Source organism: Salinispora pacifica CNR114 (genome assembly GCF_000514775.1).
GTDB lineage: Bacteria > Actinomycetota > Actinomycetes > Mycobacteriales > Micromonosporaceae > Micromonospora > Micromonospora pacifica.
Genome location: NZ_AZWO01000011.1, coordinates 104,754 through 127,271, shown reverse-complemented (window position 1 = coordinate 127,271; position 22,518 = coordinate 104,754). Strand labels below are relative to the sequence as shown.

Here is a 22,518-nt window from a genome sequence, read left to right as displayed (position 1 = left end):
GGAGCGGTCTCGCGTGGCCCGCCGGCGGCGTGCCGGCGGCCGGGGGGAGTTTCCGCTACAGTCGCCAGTGGTTGATGTGGAGGGTAGGCGCTGATGAGCGGCATCGAGCAGGGCGGGTCGAGCCCGGTGCTCGTTGTGCCCTCCGGCCCGCCAGCGCCTCGACCTACTCCGCCGGCGCCCCGCTGAGCGACGTTCCGTCGCCGGCGGGTGTCCGCGCCGGCACCCCTTCCGGCGGCTCGTCCTCTGCCGGCGACTGGGCCGCTTCGCGCCTGCCGCCTTCCCGCGCTCGCACCCTGAGGTCATTCACCGCACGGACCCGGGTCATTTCGTAATCCTGAGCAGCGTCAGTCTGATTTGTGAGGGCATCTCCATGAAAATGTCGACCATGTTCGGCGCCACCCTGCACACCGCGCCGGGACGTTCCGAGTCCGAGGGACACCAACTGCTTCAGCGGGCCGCCATGCTCCGGCAGGTCGGGCAGGGCATCTTCGCCTATCTTCCGCTCGGTTGGCGCACCATCCGCAAGATCGAGGGCGTGCTGCGAGCGGAGCTGGAGCGCGTCGGGGGACAGGAGGTCTCGATGCCGGTGGTGAATCCGGCGGAGCTGTGGAAACAGTCCGGCCGATACTTCACGGTCGGCCCGGAGCTGGCCCGATTCCGGGATCGTCGCGGCCGGGACCTGGTCCTGGCGATGACCCACGAGGAGTTGGTGACGTTCCTCGGCCGGTCGGAGATCGAGTCCTACCGCCAGCTGCCGCGGCTGGTGTTTCAGCTCCAGACGAAGTTCCGGGACGACCCGCGTCCGCGGGCCGGCCTGATCCGGGTACGGGAGTTCGTCATGAAGGACGCGTACAGCTTCGATGTGGACGCGGCGGGGCTGGCGGCGCGGTACCGGGCCCAGTACCAGGCGTACTTCACCATCTTCCGGCGGTGTGGGCTGCCGGTCGCGGCGGTCCGCTCCGACGTGGGCATGATGGGCGGCAGCCTGGCCCACGAGTTCGTTTACCTCACCCCGATCGGCGAGGACACCCTGCTGATCTGTGACTCCTGTGGCTTCGCCGCCAACCGGGAGGCCGCCACCTTCGGCAAGCCGGAGCCGTCCACCGCGCCGTGGGCGGAGTTGGCGGAGATCGCCACCCCGGGGGCCACCACCATCGCGGCGCTGACGGCGGCGCTGGACGTGCCGGCGGCCGAGACCGCCAAGGCGATCTTCCTGGCCGCGTCGCGGGAGGAGCACGACCAGACGGTGCGCACCGAGTTCATCCTGGCGGTCGTGCGGGGCGACATGGAGGCGAACGAGACCAAGATCGGTAACCTCGTGCAGGCGGCGGAGCTGCGTCCGATGACCGAGGAGGAGATCGCCGAGATCGGCGCAGTGGCCGGTTACGGCTCGCCGGTCGGGGTGACGGGCGCGACCGTCGTCGTTGACGAGTTGGTCGCCGCGTCCACGAACCTGGTCGCGGGCGCCAACCGGGAGGGCGTGCACCTGCGCAACGTCAACCTGGGGCGGGACTTCGTCGCCGATCACGTCGGCGACATCACCGCCGCCCGTGCCGGTGACGCCTGCGCGGAGTGCGGCAGCGAACTGCGGACCGCCCGCGGGGTCGAGGTAGGACAGATCTTCCAGCTCGGTACCCGCTACTCGGCCGCCCTTGGCGCGGAGTATCTCGACGCCGACGGCGAGCGTAGGCCGGTGACCATGGGCTGCTACGGCATCGGCGTGGGGCGGTTGCTCGCCTGCCTCGCGGAGGAGCACCGAGACGAGCGGGGGCTGCGGCTCCCGGTCACCATCGCGCCGTACCAGGTGCATCTCACCCTCCTCGACGACCTGGCGTCCGCCGCCGGTGAGCTGGCCCGGCGGGTCTACGACGAGCTCTGGGCGGCCGGAGTGGAGGTGCTCTTCGACGACCGGGCCGAGCGGGCCGGCGTCAAGTTCGCCGACGCGGACGTGATCGGTCTGCCGCTGCGGCTCGCCATCGGTCGGCGCAGCGTCGCCGAGGGCGCGGCCGAGGTCCGGGACCGGGTGACCGGGGTCACGATGCGGGTGCCCTTCGCCGAGGTGGTGGCCGAGTTGGTCCGGCGGATCGCCGCCCTGCGGGCCGACATCGACGCGACAGTAGTCCCGGTGGAGCTGCCGGTCGAGGTGCGCGCAGACTGATCCCCGCCGGCGGGGCGCTTCTCCGGCGCCCCGCCCCCCGGGCGGGCGCCCCGCGCGGCTCGCTGGAGCTGTGTCGGCGGCCAGGGATAGGGTGGGCCGACCGTTCTTCTCACCACCCATGAAGCGACCCGGGGGGCCACGCATGGGCGATTCGTTCGCGCATCTGCACGTGCACACTGAGTATTCGATGCTCGATGGTGCGGCCCGGCTGAAGGACTTGTTCGCCGAGGTCAACCGGCAGGGGATGCCCGCCGTGGCGATGACCGACCACGGCAACATGCACGGCGCGAACGATTTCTACAAGCAGGCGACGGCGGCCGGCGTCAAACCGATCCTGGGGATCGAGGCGTACGTCGCGCCGGAGTCGCGGTTCCACAAGAAGCGGGTACGTTGGGGGCGGCCGGAGCAGAAGAGCGACGACGTCTCCGGCAGCGGTGGTTACACCCACATGACCATCTGGGCGAAGAACAAGGTCGGTCTGCACAACCTGTTCAAGCTGACCAGCCGCTCCTTCACCGAGGGGTTTTTCGTCAAGTGGCCGCGGATGGACGCGGAGCTCCTCGCCGAGCACGCCGAGGGGTTGATCGCCACCACCGGCTGCCCCTCCGGCGAGGTGCAGACCCGGCTCCGGCTGGACCAGTTCGACGAGGCGCTGAAGGCCGCCGCGAGATATCAGGACATCTTCGGCAAGGAAAACTTCTTCCTGGAGGTGATGGACCATGGCATCGACATCGAACGCCGGGTCCGCCAGGAGCTGACGGAGATCTCCCACAAGCTGGATATCCCGCCGGTGGTTACCAACGACTCGCACTACACCTACCAGGCGCAGTCCGAGGCGCACGACGTGCTGCTCTGCGTGCAGACCGCGGCGAACGTGGCCGATCCGAACCGGTTCCGCTTCGACGGCAGCGGCTACTACATCAAGTCCGCCGACGAGATGCGCGCCGTCGACTCCTCCGACCTGTGGCTCGCGGGCTGCCGGAACACCCTGCTGGTCGCGGAGATGGTCGACCCGGCCGGGATGTTCGACTTCCGGAACCTGATGCCGGTCTTCCCGGTGCCGGAGGGGGAGACCGACGAGTCCTGGTTCCGCAAGGAGACGTTCAAGGGGCTCGCCCGTCGCTTCCCGAACGGCGTCCCGGAGACCCACGTCAAGCAGGCCGAATATGAGCTGGGCGTCATCATCCAGATGGGGTTCCCGTCCTACTTCCTCGTGGTGGCCGACTTCATCCAGTGGGCCAAGGGTGAGGGAATCGCGGTGGGGCCGGGCCGCGGTTCGGCCGCCGGTTCGCTCGTCGCGTACGCCCTCGGCATCACCGACCTGGACCCGTTGCCGCACGGTCTGATCTTCGAGCGGTTCCTCAATCCCGAGCGGGTCTCGATGCCGGATGTCGACATCGACTTCGACGAGCGTCGGCGCGGTGAGGTGATCAAATACGTCACGGAGAAGTGGGGCGAGGACAAGGTAGCCCAGATCGCGACCTTCGGCACGATCAAGGCGAAGGCTGCGATCAAGGACTCGGCGCGGGTGCTCGGCTACCCGTACGCGGTCGGCGACCGGATCACCAAGGCGATGCCGCCGGCGGTGATGGGCAAGGACATCCCGCTGACCGGCATCTTCGACCCGAAGCACTCCCGGTACGCGGAGGCCGGCGAGATCCGTGGTCTCTACGAGTCCGACCCGGACGTCAAGAAGGTCATCGACACGGCGCGCGGGATCGAGGGGCTGATCCGGCAGACGGGGGTGCACGCCGCCGGGGTCATCATGTCCGCCGAGCCGATCGTCGACCACATCCCGCTGATGCGCCGGGACGCCGACGGGGCGATCATCACGCAGTTCGACTACCCGACCTGCGAGTCGCTCGGGCTGCTGAAGATGGACTTCCTCGGCCTGCGCAACCTGACCATCATCGACGACGCGCTGAAGAACATCGAGAGCAACCATGGGCGCACCGTCGACCTGCTCCAGCTGCCGCTGGACGACAAACCGACCTACGAGTTGCTGTCCCGGGGCGACACCCTCGGCGTGTTCCAGCTCGACGGCGGGCCGATGCGGTCGCTGCTGCGGACGATGAAGCCGGACAACTTCGAGGACATCTCCGCCGTTCTGGCGCTGTACCGGCCGGGCCCGATGGGCGCCAACTCCCACACCAACTACGCGCTGCGCAAGAACGGCCTCCAGGAGATCACCCCGATCCACCCCGAGCTGGCCGAGCCACTGGAGGAGATCCTCGGCCCCACCTACGGCCTGATCGTCTACCAGGAGCAGGTGCAGCGCGCCGCCCAGGTCCTCGCCGGCTACAGCCTCGGTAAGGCCGACCTGCTGCGCCGGGCGATGGGTAAGAAGAAGAAGGAGGTCCTCGACAAGGAGTTCGTGCCGTTCCGCGACGGCATGCGCGGCAACGGCTACTCCGACGAGGCCATCCAGACCCTGTGGGACATCCTCGTCCCCTTCGCCGACTACGCGTTCAACAAGGCCCACACCGCCGGGTACGGCCTGGTCTCGTACTGGACCGGCTACCTCAAGGCGAACTATCCGGCCGAGTACATGGCGGCGTTGCTCACCTCGGTGGGGGACGACAAGGACAAGATGGCGCTCTACCTGTCGGAGTGCCGCCGGATGGGCATCCAGGTGCTCCCGCCGGATGTGAACACCTCGGCCGGGCCGTTCACCCCGGTCGGCCGGGACATCCGGTTCGGCCTGGCCGCGATCCGCAACGTCGGCGCGAACGTGGTCACCGCGATCATGCGCTGCCGGGGGGAGAAGGGCGCCTACGCCGACTTCTACGACTTCCTCGCCAAGGTGGAGGCGGTCGTCTGCAACAAGAAGACCATTGAATCCCTGATCAAGGCTGGGGCGTTCGACTCGCTCAACCATTCCCGCCGGGGCCTGCTCACGGTGCACGCCGACGCCATCGACGCGTACGCCGACGTCAAGCGCAAGGAGGCCGTCGGGCAGTACGACCTCTTCGGCGCCGGGTTCGCCGACACCGACGCCGGACAAAGCACCACGGTGATGCCGGTCATCGCCGAGGGGGAGTGGGACAAGCGGGAGAAGCTCGCCTTCGAGCGCGAGATGCTCGGCCTCTACGTCTCCGACCATCCACTGTTCGGGCTGGAGCATGTGCTCGGCGCGGCGGCCGACACCACCATCGCGGCCCTCTCCGAGGAGGGCACCGTCCCCGACGGGACGGTGGTGACCCTCGCGGGCATCCTCTCCGGGGTGCAGCGCCGGGTCACCAAGCAGGGCCGGGCGTGGGCGTCGGCGACGCTGGAGGACCTCGCCGGCGGGGTGGAGACGCTGTTCTTCCCCAACACCTACGAGGTGATCGGGGAGTACATCGCCGAGGACGCGATCGTGGTGGTCAAGGGGCGGGTCGACCGCCGGGACGACACCCCGCGGATCATGGCCATGGACATGTCGATTCCGGATGTCAGCAGCAACTCGGCCAACAAGCCGGTCACCCTCACCATCCCGGTGACCCGCTGCACTCCACCGTTGGTGGAGCGGCTCAAGGAGACCCTGGTGCTGCACCCGGGCGACGCGGAGGTGCACGTCAAGCTCCTCAACGGCAGCAAGGTGACCCGGCTGCGCCTCGGCCCGTTCCGGGTGGCACCGACGACCGCCCTGATGGCCGACCTGAAGAGCGTTCTGGGCCCGGCCAACGTGGGTTGACCTTGACCGGCCCGGTACCGGGCCGCCTGTTCCGAATTGGTCCTCTGCGGCGGTGGGCCCGGTCGCTAGCGTCGGTGCCATGCGGATCGAGCAGGCACAGCAGCTGTGGCAGCCCCATGAGGGCTGGCTGAACACCGCCAGCTACGGGCTGCCGCCCGACCCGGCGTGGACGGCGTTGCAGGAGGCGCTCGCCGGCTGGCGCACGGGGAACATGGGTGTGACAGGGGAGGGCTGGGACGAGGCCCAGACGCGCACCCGGGCCGCGTTCGCGCGTCTGGTCGGGGTCCCCGAACGGGATGTGGCGATCGGCAGCGCGGCGTCGCAGCTGTTCGCGCCGGTGGCCGCGGCGCTGCCGGCGGGCGCGACCGTGCTGGTCCCCGAGGTCGAGTTCACCTCCAACCTCTTTCCCTGGCTGGCCCAGGAACAGCGGGGCGTCCGGGTGCGCACCGTGCCGCTGACGGGGCTCGTGGACGCGATCGACGCCGACACCGACCTGGTCGCGTTCAGCCTGGTGCAGTCCGCCGACGGCACGGTGGCCCGGTACGCGGACATCGTCGCCGCGGCCCGGGCACACGGCGCCCTGGTGGCGGTTGACGCCACCCAGGCCTGCGGTTGGCTCCCGTTCGACGCCGCGCTCGCGGATGTGGTCGTCGTCGCCGCGTACAAGTGGCTGCTGACCCCGAAGGGGACCGCCCTGGCGTACTACGCCCCCGAGCTGCGGGACCGGATGCGCCCCGACGCCGCCGGCTGGTACGCCGGAGCCGACCCACTGACATCCCTGTACGGTCCGCCGCTGCGCCTCGCCGACGGCGCCCGCCGCTTCGACATCGCCCCGGCCTGGTTCAGCTACCTCGGCGCGGCTCCCGCCCTGGAGCTGCTGCTGCAGGTGGGGGTGCCGGCGATCCACGCGCACAACGTGGCGCTGGCCAACCGATTCCGCGCCGGCCTGGGGCTACCGCCTGGTGACAGCGCGATCACCACCGTCGAGGTGCCGGAGGCGCAGTCGCGGCTGGAGCGCGCCGGCCTACGGGCGGCGGTACGCGCCGGCCGGGTCCGGGTCTCGTTCCACCTCTACTCCAGTGAGGACGACGTTGACCGGGCGCTTGAGGCGCTGACCGGCTGACGGCCCCGACGCGTCCGCGCAGGGGCCGTGCGCGTCGCCTTCGCCCACTACAGCACAATGGAGCGGGACTGTATAAATAGTGGGCCTGCCCGATGTCCGGGGCCGGGTCCACGGCTACCACAGGGCAGCGACGACTCACGAGCCGTATGAGCGGTTCCCGACCAGGGAAGTGATGTGTCTATGCATGTGCGAGCATTACGTGCTGTTGCAGGCCTCGTGTCGTACCGACCTCGTGGTCGCGCACGACGAGCCGCTGCCTCCGCCGCGGTCACCGCGGGGCTTCTGGTCACCATGGGGGCGAGCGCTACCGCTGCGGTGTCAGCCGCCGAGGCGGAACCGGCCGTGACGACAGTCAGCGGCGGTGCTGACCGGCGGGGTGATGTCCCTGTGGAAGGTGGCACGTTGCGGTACACCATAACGGGTTCTGGTTCGCCGCTGGTGCTGCTGCACGGCTGGCCCCAGACTTCGTGGTCGTGGCAGCCGGTGATCCCCGCCCTGGCCGAGCAGCACACGGTGATTACCCTGGACCTGCCAGGGCTCGGCGGCTCTGACCCCACAACGGCCGGATACGACAAGGCCACCACGGCACGCCTTGTCCGTCAGGCGGTCAACAATCTTGGCTATACCCAGGTGGCGCTGCTCGGGCACGACCTTGGGGCGATGGTGGCCTTCAACTATGCGCGTGACTACCCCACGGAGGTCACCCGCATCGGTGTCGTGGAGAGCCCGCTCCCGGGCTTCGGACTGGAAGACCTGTACGGCATCAGCTGGCACTTCCTGTTCAACGCCTCGCCGGCACCGATCCCTGAGACCATCATGGACAACGATGAAGTCTCCACCTATTTGGGCATGCTCTTCGAGAAGACCCAGCACCCTGAGCTGATTGCACAGGATGTCTACTTCAGGGCCTACAAGAACCCGGACAAGCGTTCGGCCGGCTACGAGTACTATCGGGCATTCGTGACCGACGCCGCCGACTATCAGGAGCACGCCGAGTCGAAGCGGCTCGAGATACCGGTGATGGCGATGGGCGCTGAGCATGTCTTCGGGTCGCTCGTAGCCGAATCCTTCCAGCAGGTCGCCGACGATGTGCGGACGGTGCTCGCCCCTGACTCCGGACACTGGATCCCCGAGGAGAACCCCGACTTCTTCGGCGACTGCGCCCTGCTGTTCTTCGGCCCGTCCACCGGTACCCCGGCGAGCCCGGAGTTCGCCGGCTGCGCGCCGTGACGATTGTCTGCACTGTACGGCACCCTGCTTCAGGGTGACACTTCGTTGGCTGACGGCTACCACCAGCCCCTCGACCGTCACTGGTCGAGTGGCGGACGTTTCCATCCCAACGTCGAGTCCTGCCCCGTGGCCCGGATAGCACCTGGTGTCGTCGGGTAGCCGGTCGAAGAGGCTGCCCGACGGCGTCAATAAGCGAAGCCCGCCTGCTGTTGAAGGCCGAGTACGAGGGACCAACCGCGTCACTCGCTGGCTACCTCGCCGGGCGCATGTACGAGGCGATGCATGACCTCTACTGCCTCGACCCCCACAATGGACCGAGTCCGCGCTGGCGAGGCCCCGAACCCCGCGTTCCGGACGACCCCCGGAAGCGGCGTTCGCGGGCGTCGTCCGACCGTCCCCGGGACCGCGCGCCCCGGGGGCGTAGTCCGGCCACGCATCCGGGTGTCGGAATGTGGTGTCTGGCAACATAGCCTCTCTTCGATCTACGGCCGTAGGTTTCCTGCACACCCGACGGACCTGTGACCGCAGTCACCGACTTTGTCCGTCGCCAGGCCGGGGAGAGGGGTGGCGATGGCCAGGCAAGACCTCCTGTCGGCCCACGAGCTGACCCGCGACTTCCGGGGCTTCCGTGCCGTTGACGGCATCGACCTGGTGGTGGCCGAAGGCAGCGTGCACGCGCTCGTCGGCCCGAACGGTGCGGGCAAGACGACCCTGTTCAACCTGCTCACCGGCTTCCTGTCGCCCACCGCTGGCCGGATCGAGCTGGCGGGACGGGACATCACCGGCCTGCCGGCTGAGCAGGTCGCCCGCCGGGGCATCGCCCGCTCCTTCCAGATCACCAGCCTCTTTCCGCAGCTGTCCACCCGGGAACATGTCGAGTTGGCGTTGCAGAGTCCGAGCGGGCTGGGCTGGCGGTTCTGGCGGTCGGCGAAGCTGATGCGGCGTTACACCGATCGGGCCGACGAGCTGCTGGAGATGGTCGGCCTGGCCGAGCTGGCGGCGGTTCCCGCCGAGGCGCTCGCCTACGGCCGTAAGCGCGCCCTGGAGCTGGCGATCGCCCTCGCCCTGGACCCGAAGGTGCTGCTGCTGGACGAGCCGACCGCGGGTATGGGGCTGGAGGACGTCGACCGCACCGTCGAGCTGATTGCCCAGGTCCGGCAGGGCCGAACCGTGGTGCTGGTCGAGCACAACATGAGCGTCGTCGGGCGGCTCGCCGACACCGTCACCGTCCTGCAGGCCGGCCGGGTCCTCGTCGAAGGCCCGTACGAACAGGTTCGCGCCGACGAACGGGTGATCACTGCCTATCTGGGAGCAGCCGATGCTGCGCATTGAGAACCTCTCCGCCTGGTACGGCGAGGCGCAGGTGCTGCGAGACGCCGGCCTCCACGTGGACCCCGGCGAGGTGGTCACCCTGGTGGGCCGCAACGGCGCCGGCAAGTCGACCCTGCTGCGCTGCGTCATGGGCCTGCACTCCGGCTGGCGGGGCACCGTCGAGCTGAGCGGGACAGCGCTCGGCAACCTGTCGGCGGACCGGCGGGCCCGGCTGGGACTCGGTTGGGTCCCCGACGATCGGGGTAGCTACGCCACCCTGACCGTGACCGAGAATCTGACCCTGCCGCCCACTGTTGGGCCCGACCCGTGGTCGCTGGAGCGGGTGTACGAGGCGTTCCCCGCCCTCTACCAGCGGCGCAACTCGGCCGCCACGACGCTCTCCGGCGGCGAGCAACAGATGCTGGCGCTGGCCCGGGTCCTGCGGATGGGCGCCCGCGTGCTGCTCTGCGACGAACCGACCGAAGGGCTGGCGCCGCTGCTCGTACAGCAGGTCGGTGACCTGCTGCGGGAAGCCAAGCGGCACGGGGTGACGGTGCTGCTGGTGGAGCAGAACCTGCGCTTCGCCACCAGCGTCGCCGACCGGCACTACCTGCTGGCCGAGGGGCGCGTCACGGCGGCGATGGAGAACTCCGAGGTGCGGTCGCGGGAACGCGAACTGCTGTCTTACCTCGGCATCTGAGAGCTCAGGACCGATCCCGCGCGGTGCGCGGACGAAGGGATGGTCATGCGTAGGACGGTGGGTTTGGTCGCGGCGGCAACGGCCACGGCGCTCGTGGTCGCCGGCTGCGGTGGTGGGGGTCCCCAATCTGATGGGGACGAGAAGGTGACCGGTGGCGCGATCGTGCTGGGCGTCCTCAACGACCAGTCCGGTGCCTACTCCGAGCTGTCGGGCCGAAACTCGGTCACGGCCGTGGAGCTGGCGATCGCCGACTTCCAGGCGAAGTACGGCGACCGGGCGGTCACCACGGACATCAGCGTGCGCAGCGCGGACCACCAGAACAAGCCGGACCTGGCGAACAGCAAGGCCCAGGAGATGTACGACCGGCAGGGGGTCGACCTGATCCTGGACGTGCCCACCTCGTCGGCGGCGCTGCGGGTCGCCGACGTGGCGAAGGAGAAGCGCAGGCTCTACTTCAACATCAGCGCGGCGACCACCGACCTCACCGGCAAAAGCTGCAACAAATACACCTTCCACTACGCGTACGACACGTACATGTTGGCCAACGGCACGGGCCGGACCACCACCGAGCAGGTCGGCCGGAACTGGTACCTCCTCTACCCGAACTACGCCTTCGGTCAGGACATGGAGAAGAGCTTCTCCGCGGCCATCGCCGACGCCGGTGGGCGGGTGGTCGGCAAGGACGGGGCGCCGTTCCCGAACACCAGCGGCGACTACTCCAGCTACCTGCTCAAGGCGGCGACGCTGGACCCGAAGCCGGACGTCCTCGGCACCATGCAGGCCGGGGCGGAACTCGTCAACGTGGTGAAGCAGTACAACGAGTTCGAGCTGCGCGACAAGGGCGTGGGTCTGGCCGTCGGCCTGATGTTCATCACCGACATTCACTCGCTCACCCCGGCGGCCTTGGCCGGCACCACCTACACCGACGCCTGGTACTGGAACTTCGACCAGCAGAACCGGGAGTTCGCCGACCGCTTCCAGCAGGAGACCGGCACCCGGCCGTCGTTCGCGCACGCGGCGAACTACTCCGCCGCCACCCAGTACCTGGAGGCGGTGCAGGCGGCCGGCACCGACGACGCCGACACGATCGTCGCCGAGCTGGAGGGCAAGGAGATCAACGACGTCTTCCTGCGTAACGGCAAGATCCGCGCGGCGGACCACCGGGTGATCCACGACGCCTACCTGGCCCAGGTGAAGCCGCAGTCCGAGGTCACCGAGGAGTGGGACTACGTCCGGATCCTCGACACCATCCCGGCTGAGGAGGCGTTCCGAGCCCCGTCCCCAGACTGCACGCTGTGACCGCCTTTCTCCAGAGCACCTTCAACGGGCTGGTCAGCGGGGCGTTCTACGCCCTGCTCGCGCTCGGCCTCGCGGTCATCTTCGGGATGCTGCGGGTGGTGAACTTCGCCCACGGCGCCTTCTACATGCTCGGTGCCTTCGGCGCGTACGTGCTGCTGGCCGAGGCGGGGGTGCCGTTCTGGGTCGCCCTGATGGTCGTGCCGCTGGCCCTGGCGCTGCTCGGCATGGCGTTGGAGCGGGCGTTCGTCCACCGGCTCACCCGGCTCGACCCGCTCTACAACTTCCTGCTCACCTTCGGCCTCACGCTGATCCTGCAGGACCTGGTGAAGCTCCGGTACGGGGTGCAGTCCAGCCCGTACGAGATGCCGGCCGGGCTCCGTGGTTCGGTCGACCTCGGGCTCTTCGACTTCCCGACGTACCGGGTCTTCATCCTCGGTTTCGCGGTGGCGGTCTGCGTCGGGGTGTGGTGGACGCTGGCCCGTACCCGGGTCGGCATGGTCGTTCGCGCCGCGACGGAGCGGCCGGAGCTGACCCGGGCGCTCGGCATCAACGTCGGGCGCTGGATCACCCCGGTCTTCGGCTTCGGCATCGCGCTGGCCGGGCTGGCCGGGGTGCTCGCCGCGCCGATGCGGGCGGTCAACCCGTTGATGGGAGCGGACCTGATCATTGTGGTGTTCGCGGTGGTGGTGATCGGTGGGTTGGGGTCGATCTTCGGCTCGGTCGCCGCCGGCTTCGGGATCGGGATGGTGCAGGCGTGGGCCGAGGCCTACCTCTCCGCCTTCCCGATCGTGGCCCAGACGATCGTCTTCATCGTGATGGCCGCCGTGCTGCTCTGGCGCCCGGCCGGACTCTTCGGCCGGGCGGAGGCGCCAGCATGACGAGCACCGTGGAGAGCAGGTCCGAGCCGGCCGGGCGGGGGGCGCCCAGTGGGCTGGTCGCGGCGGCCCGGGCCCCCGGGTGGGTCCGGCACGCGCTGCTCGTCGCCGGCCTGGCGGTGGCGCTCTGGCTGCCGAACGGCCTGTACCCGGCGGTGGCGGTGGACATCCTCTGCTGGGCGCTCTTCGCCGTCGCGGTGGACCTGTTGCTGGGCTTCACCGGCTTGTTGTCCTTCGGGCACGCGGCCTTCTGGGGCGTGTCGGCGTACGCGACCGGTCTGGTGGCGATCCACCTGGGCCTGCCGCTTCCGGCCGCGGTGCTGGCCGGGGCGCTCGCCGCGGCGGTGCTCGCGGTGCCGATCGGCTACCTGGCGGTACGGCGAACCGGAATCTACTTCGCCATGGTCACCCTGGCCTTCGCGCAGCTGGTCTACTACGTCGCCAACGAGTGGCGGTCGGTGACCCGGGGCGAGAACGGCCTGCAGGGGGTGCCGCGGGAGTTGTTCGGGCTGGACCTGACCGACGACTACTACTTCTACTACGCGATCCTGCCGATCGTGCTGCTCGGTCTGGCCGGCGCCTGGCGGATCGTCCACTCGCCGTTCGGTCGGGTGCTGGTCGGGATCCGGGACAACCCGGCGCGCGCCCGGGCGCTCGGCTACCCGGTGCACCGGTACAAGCTCACCGTCTTTGTGCTCTCCGGCTTCGTCGCCGGCCTCGGCGGTGGGCTCTTCGCCGTCAGCCATCGCTTCGTCTCGCTGGAGGTCCTGCACTGGACCACCTCCGGCAAGGCGGTGATCGTGGTGGTCCTCGGCGGCATCGGCACCCTCTGGGGTGGCGTGCTCGGCGCCGGCATCGTGGTCCGCCTGGAGGATTGGCTGTCGTTCTCCGGCTTCGAGGCGATCGGGCTGGTCACCGGCGGCATCTTCGTCGTGGTGGTGCTGCTGTTCCGGCGGGGCATCTGGGGCACCGCGTCCGCGTTGGCCCGGCGCTGGTGGGGGCGCCGGGACTGACTTCGGCCGCCGGCCGCGCGGGCTCAGCCGGAGGGGACCCGATCGGGCTGGTTCAACCCGGGCGGGGCTCAACCGGAGTGCCTCAGCCGGGCGGTTGGCGGAGGCGGTGGAGCCGGAGTGCGAGCTGCACCTCGAGCACGCGCTCCGGCTGCTGCCAGTCGACGCCGAGGAGATGACCGACCCGCTCCAGCCGTTGGGTGACCGTGTTCACGTGCACGTGTAGCTGCTCCGCGGCGCGAGTCAGGCTGCTCCCCGCCGCGAAGTACGCCTCCAGGGTCCGCACCAGGGCGGTGCCCCGGCGAGCGTCGTAGTCGAGCACGGGCCCCACGGTCGCTGCCAGGAACCGGGAGACATCGCGGTCGCCGCCGATATCGACCGCGCCCAGCAGCAGACCGACGAAGCCCAGCTCGTCCGCGCTGGCGCCCTCCCCGGCCCGCCCGAGCGAGCCGAGCGCGGTCAGGCAGCGCTCCGCCTCGCGGAACGCCGCTGCCAGTGCGGCCGGACCGGTGGCGGGACCAGCGCCGCCGGCGGTCACCCGACGACCGGTCAGCCGGGACAGGTCCCGCGCCACCGCGCGGGCGGCGGCGCCCGCATCCGAGCCGGGCAGCATCAGCACCACCTTCCCGTCCCGGGCCGCGGCCAGCCCGCCGCGGGTGCCGGCGTAGGTGCTGGCCCAGGAGAGGGTCCGTTGCCGGGCCGAGTCCGTCGCGGCGACCGCGCCGTCGTGCACGCAGACCAGCAGCTGCGCGGTGTCCACGTCCACGTCGAGTCGGCGGGCCCGGTCGCGGAGCGCGTCGGTGTCCCGTGGCGGGTCGGCGATCAGGTCGTCGAGGAGTTCACCGCGGACCCGCCCCTCCGCCTCGGCGACCGTCCGCCGAAACAACAACAGCAGCGCGGTGACCAGGGCGGCCCGCTCCAGGATCTGCTGGTCGGCGTCGACCAACTCGTCGTCCGGGCGAAGCACCAACGCCCCCAGATTCTCGGCGCCGGCGACCACGGCGGCGTACCAGAGTGGGCCGCGACGCACGCTGCGCCCGGCGGCCCGGGACGCGGCCACCGCCGCCACGATCTCCGCCCGCCTCGGTTCGTCGATCGCACCGACCCGGGCCAGGAGCCGGCCCTCGGCGTCCAGGGCCAGTAGCGCCCCACCCAGGACTTCCGGTACGGCGGCGGCGACCTCCTCCACTCCGCCCCCGCGGAGCACCAGCGCGGTCATCCGGTCGTGGGCCGCCGCCGCGCGCTCTACCGACGCGCTGTGCGCCCCGATGGTGGTGTTGGCCGCCGACAGCTCCGCCAACGCGGAGCGGGTCTCGGTGAGCAACCGAGCGGTGTCGATCGCGACGGCGGCGTGCGCGGCCAGCGACGCCAGCAGGGCCACCTCCTCCCGGGCGAACGGGCGCGCCGAGCGGTTGGCCGCGTAGAGCACGCCGATCGAGATCGAGCCCAGCCGCAGCGGCACGCCGAGGATCGCCACCAGGCCCTCCTCACCGACGCCGGCATCGATCTCGCGGGTGTGGTGGAACCGGTCGTCCGCCGGATAGTTCGCGGTGACGTAGGGGGCGCCGGACTGGGCGACCAGACCACCGAGGCCGGCGCCCATCGGTAGCCGTAGCCGTTGGAACCGGGCGGACACCGAGCCGTCGGTCACCCGCATGTAGGTGTCGCCGCGCCGGTCGTCGTTGAGCGTCATGTACGCGACATCGGCGTCGAGTAGGTGCCGGGCCCGGCGCGCGATCGCCCGTAGCACGTCGTCCAGGTCGCGGAGCCCGGCCAGGTCGCTGACGGTGTCGTACAGCCCGGAGAGCTCGCTTTCCCGGCGTCGCCGTCGTTCCAGCAGCGCCCGTACCCGCAGCGCGACCTGCTTGGCCCGTTCCAGCTCGGCCAGCCGCTCCGGGGGTGCGCCGGTGGTGCGCGCGGCCACCAGCGGGCCCTCGAACTCCACCGCCGCGGCTTCGCGGACGAGTAGCTCCAGGAACTCCACCGGCGAGGACATGACGGCCATTGTGTGCCGCTGCCCTAGTTCGCCGTCCACCCCCCATCGAGCGCGATGGACGCGCCGGTGATGAACGCCGCCGGTGGTGAGCACAGGTACGCCACCAACTCGGCCACCTCCTCCGGTTCGAGCAGCCGCTTGATGGCCGCCCGGCCCAGCATGATTTTCTCGACGACCTCGGACTCCGGGATGTCGTGGCGGGCGGCCTGGTCGGCGATCTGGCGCTGCACCAGCGCGGTGCGCACGTACGCCGGATTGACGCAGTTGGCGGTCACACCGTGCGCGGCCCCCTCCAACGCGACTACCTTGGACAGACCCTCCAACGCGTGTTTCGCCGAGACGTACGCCGCCTTGTACGGCGAGGCGCGCAGCCCGTGCACTGAGGAGATGTTGACGATGCGTCCCCAGCCGGCGGCGTACATGTGCGGCAGGGCCCGGCGGATGACCAGGAACGGGGCTTCGACCATCACCCGGTGTAGGTATTCGAAGCGTTCCATGGCGAGCTCCGGGACCGGGGCGACGTGTTGGAGCCCGGCATTGTTGACCACGATGTCGACCTTGGTGTCGAGGCGGTTGACCGTCTCCGGGTCCGCCAGGTCGGCACCGACGGCCCGGCCGCCCACCTCGGCGGCGACGGTCCGGGCGGCGGTGAGGTCCCGGTCCACTACGACCACGGCGGCGCCGGCGGCGCCGAGTCGGCGCGCGCACGTCCGCCCGATGCCGCTGCCGCCTCCGGTCACCAGGGCGGTGCGGCCGCTGAGATCGACCTGTACGACGTGGGGGGTCGTCCTCGGATCTGCCGTCATGGCGGATGAAACTACGACCTGTACGGTCAGGCGCACATGGGGTAGCGGCACATACTCGTTGTCGGTGCTGTGTGGTCGCAGTCGACATCGGGCGGATCCCGGCACCGCCGTCGGGCTCGGCGCCCGCACCGCCGTCGGGCTCCGGCGTGTCCCGCCGGCTGCGGCTCCGACGATCTCGATAGGGTGTCGAACACACGTACTGCTGGCGGTCGGGGAGGAGGCGGCGTGCGCGTGCTCGGCGTTGACCCGGGGCTGACCCGGTGCGGGGTCGGCGTGGTCGAGGGCGTGCCGGGGCGTCCCTGCACGTTGGTGGCCTACCACGTCGTCCACACGGATCCCGACGACGAGTTGCCGCTGCGCCTGCTGACCCTGGACCGTTCGCTCACCGCCCTGGTGGCTGAGCACCGGCCGGACAGCGTGGCTGTCGAGCGGGTGTTCAGCCAGCACAATGTCCGCACGGTGATGGGCACGGCGCAGGCCAGCGGGGTCGCGGTTCTGGCCGGGGCGCGGGCCGGCCTGCCGGTGCAGACCTACACTCCGAGCGAGGTGAAGGCGGCGGTGACCGGCTCCGGCCAGGCCGACAAGGCCCAGATGACCGCGATGGTGACGCGGCTGCTGCGGCTCTCCGCTCCGCCCCGCCCGGCGGATGCCGCCGACGCCCTGGCCCTGGCCATCTGCCATGTGTGGCGCGGTGGCACTCGCTCGAAGTTGGCGATCGCCGCCGACCGGGCCCGACGAGGAGGAGGAGGCCGATGATCGCCAGTGTCCGGGGGGTGGTGACGGCGACCGGTCCCGACCACGCCGTTGTGGAGGTCGGCGGGGTGGGCCTGGCGGTGCAGTGTGCGCCGGGCACGATCGCCGACCTGCGGGTGGGTCAGTCGGCCCGCCTCGCCACCAGCCTGGTCGTCCGGGAGGATTCGTTGACCCTCTACGGGTTCGCCGACGACGATGCCAAGGCCCTGTTCGAGCTCTTGCAGACGGCCAGCGGGGTCGGCCCCCGACTGGCCCAGGCCGTCCTCGCGGTGCACGCGCCGGAGGCGGTCCGGGCGGCCGTCGCCAACGCCGATATCGCCGCCTTGACCCGGGTGCCGGGGATCGGCAAGAAGGGCGCCGAGCGGCTCGTGCTGGAGCTGCGCGACCGGATCGGTCCGGCCCCGGTCGGTGCCGACGCCGCGGCCGGCGTCACGACCGGCAACTGGCCGGAGCAGGTGCGTCAGGCCCTGGTCGGGCTCGGCTGGACGGCGGCGCAGGCGGATCAGGCGGTCGCCGCGGTGGCGGAGACGGTGGACGGGGAGGTGCCCCCGGTGCCGGTCCTGCTCCGCCAGGCGATTCGACTGCTGGGCCGAGCCCGATGACGGGTGGGCGGAGTGCGTCGGGCGACCGCATCCAGGTCACGGGTGAGGAGTCGGGATGACGGGTGACAATCTGGTTTCGGCGTATGTCAACGACGCCGAGCGGGACGCGGAGGCCAGCGTCCGGCCGCGCCGGCTGGCCGAGTTCATCGCGCAGGAGCGGGTCCGGGATCAGCTTGACCTGCTGCTCCAGGGCGCGCTACGCCGCGGTAGCCCCCCCGATCACATTCTCCTGTCGGGCCCGCCCGGGCTGGGTAAGACCAGCCTGGCCAATATCGTAGCCGCCGAGCTGGGCACCAGCATCCGGGTGACCAGCGGCCCGGCGATCGAGCGTTCCGGTGACCTGGCGGCCATCCTGACCAGTCTCGGCGAGGGGGATGTGCTCTTCATCGACGAGGTGCACCGGATCGCCCGGCCGGCGGAGGAACTCCTCTACAGCGCGATGGAGGACTTCCGGGTTGACGTGGTGGTGGGCAAGGGGCCCGGGGCGACCGCGATCCCGCTGGACGTGGAGCCGTTCACCCTGGTCGGGGCGACCACGCGGGCTGGGCTGCTGACCGGCCCGATGCGCGACCGGTTCGGCTTCGTCGCGCACCTGGACTTCTACTCCCCGGCCGACCTGGAACGGCTGCTGAACCGCTCGGCCCGCATCCTCGGTGTGCCGATCACCGCCGATGGTGCGGCCGAGATCTCCGGCCGAGCGCGGGGCACTCCCCGGATCGCGAACCGGCTGCTGCGCCGGGTGCGTGACTTCGCCGAGGTCCGGGCCGACGGCGTGGTTACCCGGGAGACCGCGCAGGCGGCCCTGACCGTGTACGACGTGGACGCGTTGGGGCTGGACCGGCTGGACCGAGCGGTGCTCACCGCGCTCGTGGACCTGTTTCGGGGTGGTCCGGTCGGCCTGTCCACGCTGGCGGTGGCGGTGGGGGAGCAGCCGGACACGGTGGAGGAGGTCTGTGAGCCGTTCCTGGTGCGGGCCGGTCTCCTCGCCCGTACCCCGCGGGGGCGGGTCGCCACCGAGGCGGCCTGGCGCCATCTGGGGCGTACGCCACCGAATGGTACATTTGGCACGGATGCCCCTCCCGCGGGTGACCTGTTCTCGGTGGAGCCTGATTAGCCGTGATGCGAACGTGATCTGTGCCGCATTCGGTGTTCCCAGGTGGAGCGACTAGACTCGCCGCGGTCTGTACAGATGTAAGAAATCGCCTTCACCCCGGTGCCCTCGTGCCGGTATGAGGGCCAATGGGAAGGTTTTACCACCGTGCTTTTGGCACAAGATGGCGGCGGCGCCGGCGGCTTCACGCCCATCCTTATGATCATCCTGCTCTTCGGAGTCATGTACTTCATGATGATCCGTCCGCAGCAGAAGCGGCGCCGAGAGGCGGCGAACATGCAGTCCTCGCTGGGGCATGGTGACGAGGTCGTCACCATCGGCGGGCTCTACGGCACCGTCACCGGCATGGACGACGAGACGGTGCTGCTGGAGATCGCCCCCGGTGTGGAGACCCGGTACGCCCGTCCCGCGATCGCGCGGGTCGTCACCAAGGCGGAGGAGCCCGCTGAGGCGGCGGTTGACGACGCGGACGCCGTCAAGGAGTGACACCCCGCCCGCCATGCCGGCGGCCCGGGCAGCGCATGAGTTGGACGAAAATTTGACAATCGGGTCGGTACGCCGCGCACGGTAGGTGCAGGGTGTGGTGGCGTTCCGCGCCGGCGCCCCGTGCGCCGCTGCGGCGACCCCCACATAGCTTCGGCCGGTTCGCCCGGCCGACAGCCGCCGCTCGCGTGGCGGCGTGACCCTACAGGGAGACAGGACAGCCGTGGCACCACCTCAGAAACAGATGCGCCCCGGGCGGCAGCTCGCCGTGCTTGGGGCCATCTTCGTGGTCCTCTATCTTCTGGTCTTCTTCGGCGGCGGCGCGAGCGGTAGCTGGCAGGACCGGCTTGAGCCCAAGCTCGGTCTCGACCTGGTCGGCGGCACCCGGCTGACGCTGGAGGCGACCAACACCGTTGACGGCCAGGCGCCGACCGCGGAGAACCTGGAGGAGGCCCGGCAGATCATCGAGAGTCGGGTCAACGCCTTCGGGGTTGCCGAGGCCGAGGTCGTCACCGAGGGCGACCGGAACATCGTGATCTCCCTTCCCGGCGAGAACCGGGACCTGACCGAGGTCGGCAGCGCCGCGGAGCTGCGCTTCCGTAAGGTGCTCCAGATAGCCGACGGTAGCGGTGCGGCGGCGAACCCGGCGCCGAGCCCGACCGACACCCCCTCCGCCACGCCGTCCGGTTCCGCTGCGCCGTCTGACTCCGCTGCGCCGTCTGACTCCGCCTCGCCGTCCGCGACCGGCAGCGCTTCCCCCACCCCGTCGAGCAGCGTCCAGGTCACGGCCTCGCCGACCGGCGGTGCGGGCGGTGGTGCCGCGGCGCCGACCGAGACCCCCACGGCCTCACCCAGCGTCACGCCCACGCCGAGCGCGTCCTCCTCGCCCAGCGCGACACCGGCGGCGAGCGACAGCGCGCCCCCGGTCCCGGCCAGCGTCGAGGAGCAGCGCAGGGCGGTCGAGCAGAAGGTCGGCGCGGCCGCCTGGGAGGCCGCGAACGCGCTCCAGTCGCCCAACGACCTGACCACCGACCCGTCGCTGGTCGAGAAGCTCAAGCCGTTCGCGTCGCTGACCGACCGCGAGGTCGCGGTGCTGCCGGCCCAGGTGCAGTTCAACGTCCCGCAGATCACCTGCGCCCAGCTCGACGCCCGCCCGCCGGCGTCGATCTCCGCCGTTGACCAGCAGGTCGTCGCCTGTGAGTTCGGCGGCATCAAGTACCTGCTCGACCAGGCGAAGGTCGTTGGCACCGACATCAACGACGCCAACGCCGTGCTCGACCAGACCAGCCAGTGGGTGGTCAGCCTGGACTTCACCAACTCCGGCCAGGAGAAGTGGACCGCGCTGACCCGCGAGGCGTTCAACAACGAGGGCGCTGCCTGCGACCCGAGCGCGCTCGGGGACAGCGGCAACTGCCGGGTCGCCGTCGTGCTGGACAACGAGGTCGTCTCCTCGCCGGAGATCCTGGGCGTGTTGACCAGCAACTCACAGATCACCGGCAACTTCACCCAGCAGGACGCCAGCGACCTGGCGAGCACGCTGCGCTACGGCGCGCTGCCGGTGACCTTCGAGCCGCAGGCACAGCAGAACGTCACCGCGACTCTGGGCGCCAGCCACCTGCGGGCCGGCCTGCTCGCGGCCGGCATCGGCATGCTGCTGGTGATCATCTACTCGTTCTTCTACTACCGACTGCTCGGCTCCGTGATCTTCCTGAGCCTCGTCCTCTCCGCGCTGCTCGTCTTCGGCGCGTTGGTGGTCCTCGGCCGGCAGATCGGGTTCACCCTCACCCTCGCCGGGATCGCCGGCATGATCGTCTCACTCGGTGTGGCGGCGGACTCCTTCGTCATCTACTTCGAGCGGCTCAAGGACGAGATCCGAGAGGGGCGCAGCCCGCGCAGCGCGGTGTCCCGGGCGTGGGTCCGCGCCCGGCGGACGATCATCTCCGCCAACGCGATCACCCTGATGTCCGCGGTGGTGCTCTACATCGTCTCGGTCGGCGTGGTCAAGGGCTTCGCCTTCGCGTTGGGCCTCGCCACGATCCTCGACCTGGTGGTGGTCTTCCTCTTCCGACACCCGATCATGACGATGTTCGCCCGCACCCGGGCGTTCCTGTCCCCGCGGGTCAGCGGCCTCGGCCGGGCGTTGCCGGCCCGGGCCAAGCCGGCCCAGCCCCGCAACCCGCGCTCGAAGGAGGCCTGAGATGGCCGGTGCTGGTCTCGCGAGTCGCCTCTACCGTGGTGAGGCCGGTCTCGACATTGTCGGCCGTCGCAGGGTGTGGTTCAGCGTCGCCGGGGCGCTGGCCCTGATCTCGGTGCTGAGCTTCGCGTTCCTCCGGTTCGACCTCGGAATCGAGTTCGCTGGCGGCAACTCGATCCAGGTGCCCGCCAGCGTCGGCACCCTGGAGCAGGCCGAGGAGGCGGTTGACGCCGCGTTGGCCGCGGAGGGCGGCGGAGCGGAGGTGGTCACCGCGCAGAAGGTCGGCGGTACCGGTGACGACTTCTACGAGATGCGTACCTCGCAGCTCAGCGCGGAGCAGGCCAACGCGGTCAAGGCGGCGGTAGCCCAGGAGTTCGGCCTCCCGGTCAGCGACGTTGGCGGCGAGCAGGTCAGCCAGGCCTGGGGTAGCCAGGTCACCAAGCGGGCGGTGCTCGGTCTGGTGATCTTCCTCGTGCTGGTGATGGTCTACCTGGTGCTGCGCTTCGAGTGGCGGATGGCGGTCGGTGCGGTCAGCTCCCTGCTGATGAACCTGGTCCTCAGCGCCGGCATCTACTCGATGGTCGGCTTCGAGGTGACCCCGTCGACCGTGATCGGCTTCCTCACCATCCTGGGCTTCGCCCTCTACGACGTGGTGGTGGTCTTCGACAAGGTCCAGGAAAATACCCGCGGCATCACCGCGAACAACAACCAGACGTACGGCGAGGCGGCCAACCTGGCTATCAACCAGAGCCTGATGCGGTCGCTGAACACCTCGATCGTGGCGCTGCTCCCGGTCGGTGGCCTGCTCTTCATCGGTGCCGGCTTCTTCGGCGCGGGCACCCTGAAGGACCTCGGTCTGGTGCTGTTCGTCGGGATGGCGGTGGCGTTCTTCTCCTCGATCACCCTGGCCACCCCGCTGCTGGTGCTGCTGAAGAACCGGGAGCCGCGGATCCAGGCGCACAACAAGCGGGTGCTGACCCGCCGCGCCGCGCTGGAGCGCGGCGAGGGCTCGGCGAAGAACGCGCCGCAGCCGACGGAGAGCGCCGACGAGGAGATCGACCCGGAGGCGACGGCCCTCGCCGGTGCGGCGCCGAAGGTGGGGGCGCGGCCGGCGGGTAAGCGGCCGGCCGGGGCGCGCGGTGGGCGAGCCGCCGGTGGCGGCAACCGCCCGGGCGGCAAGCGGCGCTGACG

17 protein-coding genes are annotated in these 22,518 nt (G+C 70.3%); 15 read left to right on the top strand and 2 right to left on the bottom strand.

From position 1 onward, the window contains the following. Positions 1–376: 376 nt before the first annotated feature. From B118_RS0108160 to B118_RS0108120, 9 genes are all read left to right on the top strand, one after another. Complete coding sequence (locus B118_RS0108160; RefSeq protein WP_028192627.1) at positions 377–2,158, top strand: proline--tRNA ligase; 1,782 nt, start codon at positions 377–379, stop codon at positions 2,156–2,158. A gap of 142 nt (positions 2,159–2,300) precedes the next feature. Further along, positions 2,301–5,834, top strand: a complete 3,534-nt coding sequence (dnaE, locus tag B118_RS0108155) for a DNA polymerase III subunit alpha (protein WP_018810374.1) — start codon at positions 2,301–2,303, stop codon at positions 5,832–5,834. Between the two features lie 79 nt (positions 5,835–5,913). Then, positions 5,914–6,957 carry an aminotransferase class V-fold PLP-dependent enzyme gene (locus B118_RS0108150; RefSeq protein WP_028192626.1) on the top strand — a complete coding sequence of 348 codons (1,044 nt, stop codon included), beginning with the start codon at positions 5,914–5,916 and terminating at the stop codon, positions 6,955–6,957. A gap of 438 nt (positions 6,958–7,395) precedes the next feature. Then, complete coding sequence (locus tag B118_RS0108145) at positions 7,396–8,187, top strand: alpha/beta fold hydrolase (RefSeq protein ID WP_018810376.1); 792 nt, start codon at positions 7,396–7,398, stop codon at positions 8,185–8,187. A 570-nt stretch (positions 8,188–8,757) separates the two neighbouring features. Beyond that, positions 8,758–9,519 (top strand): ABC transporter ATP-binding protein, encoded by a 762-nt coding sequence (locus B118_RS0108140; RefSeq protein ID WP_026270484.1) that lies wholly within the window; start codon positions 8,758–8,760, stop codon positions 9,517–9,519. Further along, entirely contained in the window at positions 9,506–10,198 is a 693-nt protein-coding gene (locus B118_RS0108135) for an ABC transporter ATP-binding protein (protein WP_027647515.1), read from the top strand. Before B118_RS0108140 ends, B118_RS0108135 begins: the two co-directional genes overlap by 14 nt. Positions 10,199–10,237: 39 nt before the next feature. After that, positions 10,238–11,497 (top strand): ABC transporter substrate-binding protein, encoded by a 1,260-nt coding sequence (locus B118_RS0108130; RefSeq protein ID WP_026185250.1) that lies wholly within the window; start codon positions 10,238–10,240, stop codon positions 11,495–11,497. After that, positions 11,494–12,375 (top strand): branched-chain amino acid ABC transporter permease, encoded by an 882-nt coding sequence (locus B118_RS0108125; protein WP_028192625.1) that lies wholly within the window; start codon positions 11,494–11,496, stop codon positions 12,373–12,375. The genes B118_RS0108130 and B118_RS0108125 overlap by 4 nt, the downstream gene beginning before the upstream one ends. Beyond that, the gene (locus tag B118_RS0108120; RefSeq protein WP_028192624.1) at positions 12,372–13,385 is read left to right on the top strand and encodes a branched-chain amino acid ABC transporter permease; all 1,014 of its coding nucleotides are present in this window, start codon (positions 12,372–12,374) and stop codon (positions 13,383–13,385) included. The genes B118_RS0108125 and B118_RS0108120 overlap by 4 nt, the downstream gene beginning before the upstream one ends. Positions 13,386–13,467: 82 nt before the next feature. On the opposite strand, the gene B118_RS0108115 is transcribed toward B118_RS0108120, so the two are convergent. Then, positions 13,468–15,387 (bottom strand): helix-turn-helix domain-containing protein, encoded by a 1,920-nt coding sequence (locus B118_RS0108115; RefSeq protein ID WP_028192623.1) that lies wholly within the window; start codon positions 15,385–15,387, stop codon positions 13,468–13,470. Between the two features lie 14 nt (positions 15,388–15,401). Then, positions 15,402–16,184, bottom strand: a complete 783-nt coding sequence (locus B118_RS0108110) for a 3-hydroxybutyrate dehydrogenase (protein WP_018220216.1) — start codon at positions 16,182–16,184, stop codon at positions 15,402–15,404. A gap of 225 nt (positions 16,185–16,409) precedes the next feature. Between B118_RS0108110 and ruvC the strand changes: the two genes are divergently transcribed. The 6 genes from ruvC to secF all read left to right on the top strand — a co-directional run bounded on the left by ruvC (position 16,410) and on the right by secF (position 22,516). Further along, positions 16,410–16,940, top strand: a complete 531-nt coding sequence (gene ruvC / locus B118_RS0108105; RefSeq protein WP_018220215.1) for a crossover junction endodeoxyribonuclease RuvC — start codon at positions 16,410–16,412, stop codon at positions 16,938–16,940. Further along, positions 16,937–17,539 carry a Holliday junction branch migration protein RuvA gene (ruvA, locus tag B118_RS0108100; RefSeq protein WP_018220214.1) on the top strand — a complete coding sequence of 201 codons (603 nt, stop codon included), beginning with the start codon at positions 16,937–16,939 and terminating at the stop codon, positions 17,537–17,539. Before ruvC ends, ruvA begins: the two co-directional genes overlap by 4 nt. Positions 17,540–17,594: 55 nt before the next feature. Then, entirely contained in the window at positions 17,595–18,653 is a 1,059-nt protein-coding gene (gene ruvB, locus B118_RS0108095) for a Holliday junction branch migration DNA helicase RuvB (protein WP_018821354.1), read from the top strand. 144 nt (positions 18,654–18,797) lie between these two features. Further along, positions 18,798–19,136: a preprotein translocase subunit YajC gene (yajC, locus tag B118_RS0108090; protein WP_028192622.1), complete on the top strand. Its 339-nt coding sequence runs from the start codon at positions 18,798–18,800 to the stop codon at positions 19,134–19,136. 241 nt (positions 19,137–19,377) lie between these two features. Continuing rightward, complete coding sequence (secD, locus tag B118_RS0108085) at positions 19,378–21,330, top strand: protein translocase subunit SecD (protein WP_033667902.1); 1,953 nt, start codon at positions 19,378–19,380, stop codon at positions 21,328–21,330. A gap of 1 nt (position 21,331) precedes the next feature. Beyond that, positions 21,332–22,516: a protein translocase subunit SecF gene (secF, locus tag B118_RS0108080; protein WP_018826625.1), complete on the top strand. Its 1,185-nt coding sequence runs from the start codon at positions 21,332–21,334 to the stop codon at positions 22,514–22,516. The last annotated feature ends 2 nt before the right edge of the window (positions 22,517–22,518 follow it).

Bases quoted from the DNA above. Each gene is read 5' to 3' on its own strand.
- B118_RS0108120 (WP_028192624.1), top strand. From the start codon at position 12,372: ATGACGAGCACCGTGGAGAGCAGGTCCGAGCCGGCCGGGCGGGGGGCG.
- B118_RS0108140 (WP_026270484.1), top strand. From the start codon at position 8,758: ATGGCCAGGCAAGACCTCCTGTCGGCCCACGAGCTGACCCGCGACTTC.
- ruvB (WP_018821354.1), top strand. From the start codon at position 17,595: ATGACGGGTGACAATCTGGTTTCGGCGTATGTCAACGACGCCGAGCGG.
- B118_RS0108115 (WP_028192623.1), bottom strand. From the start codon at position 15,387: ATGGCCGTCATGTCCTCGCCGGTGGAGTTCCTGGAGCTACTCGTCCGC.
- B118_RS0108135 (WP_027647515.1), top strand. From the start codon at position 9,506: ATGCTGCGCATTGAGAACCTCTCCGCCTGGTACGGCGAGGCGCAGGTG.
- dnaE (WP_018810374.1), top strand. From the start codon at position 2,301: ATGGGCGATTCGTTCGCGCATCTGCACGTGCACACTGAGTATTCGATG.
- ruvA (WP_018220214.1), top strand. From the start codon at position 16,937: ATGATCGCCAGTGTCCGGGGGGTGGTGACGGCGACCGGTCCCGACCAC.
- B118_RS0108110 (WP_018220216.1), bottom strand. From the start codon at position 16,184: ATGACGGCAGATCCGAGGACGACCCCCCACGTCGTACAGGTCGATCTC.
- B118_RS0108130 (WP_026185250.1), top strand. From the start codon at position 10,238: ATGGTCATGCGTAGGACGGTGGGTTTGGTCGCGGCGGCAACGGCCACG.
- secD (WP_033667902.1), top strand. From the start codon at position 19,378: ATGCGCCCCGGGCGGCAGCTCGCCGTGCTTGGGGCCATCTTCGTGGTC.
- secF (WP_018826625.1), top strand. From the start codon at position 21,332: ATGGCCGGTGCTGGTCTCGCGAGTCGCCTCTACCGTGGTGAGGCCGGT.
- B118_RS0108160 (WP_028192627.1), top strand. From the start codon at position 377: ATGTCGACCATGTTCGGCGCCACCCTGCACACCGCGCCGGGACGTTCC.
- B118_RS0108150 (WP_028192626.1), top strand. From the start codon at position 5,914: ATGCGGATCGAGCAGGCACAGCAGCTGTGGCAGCCCCATGAGGGCTGG.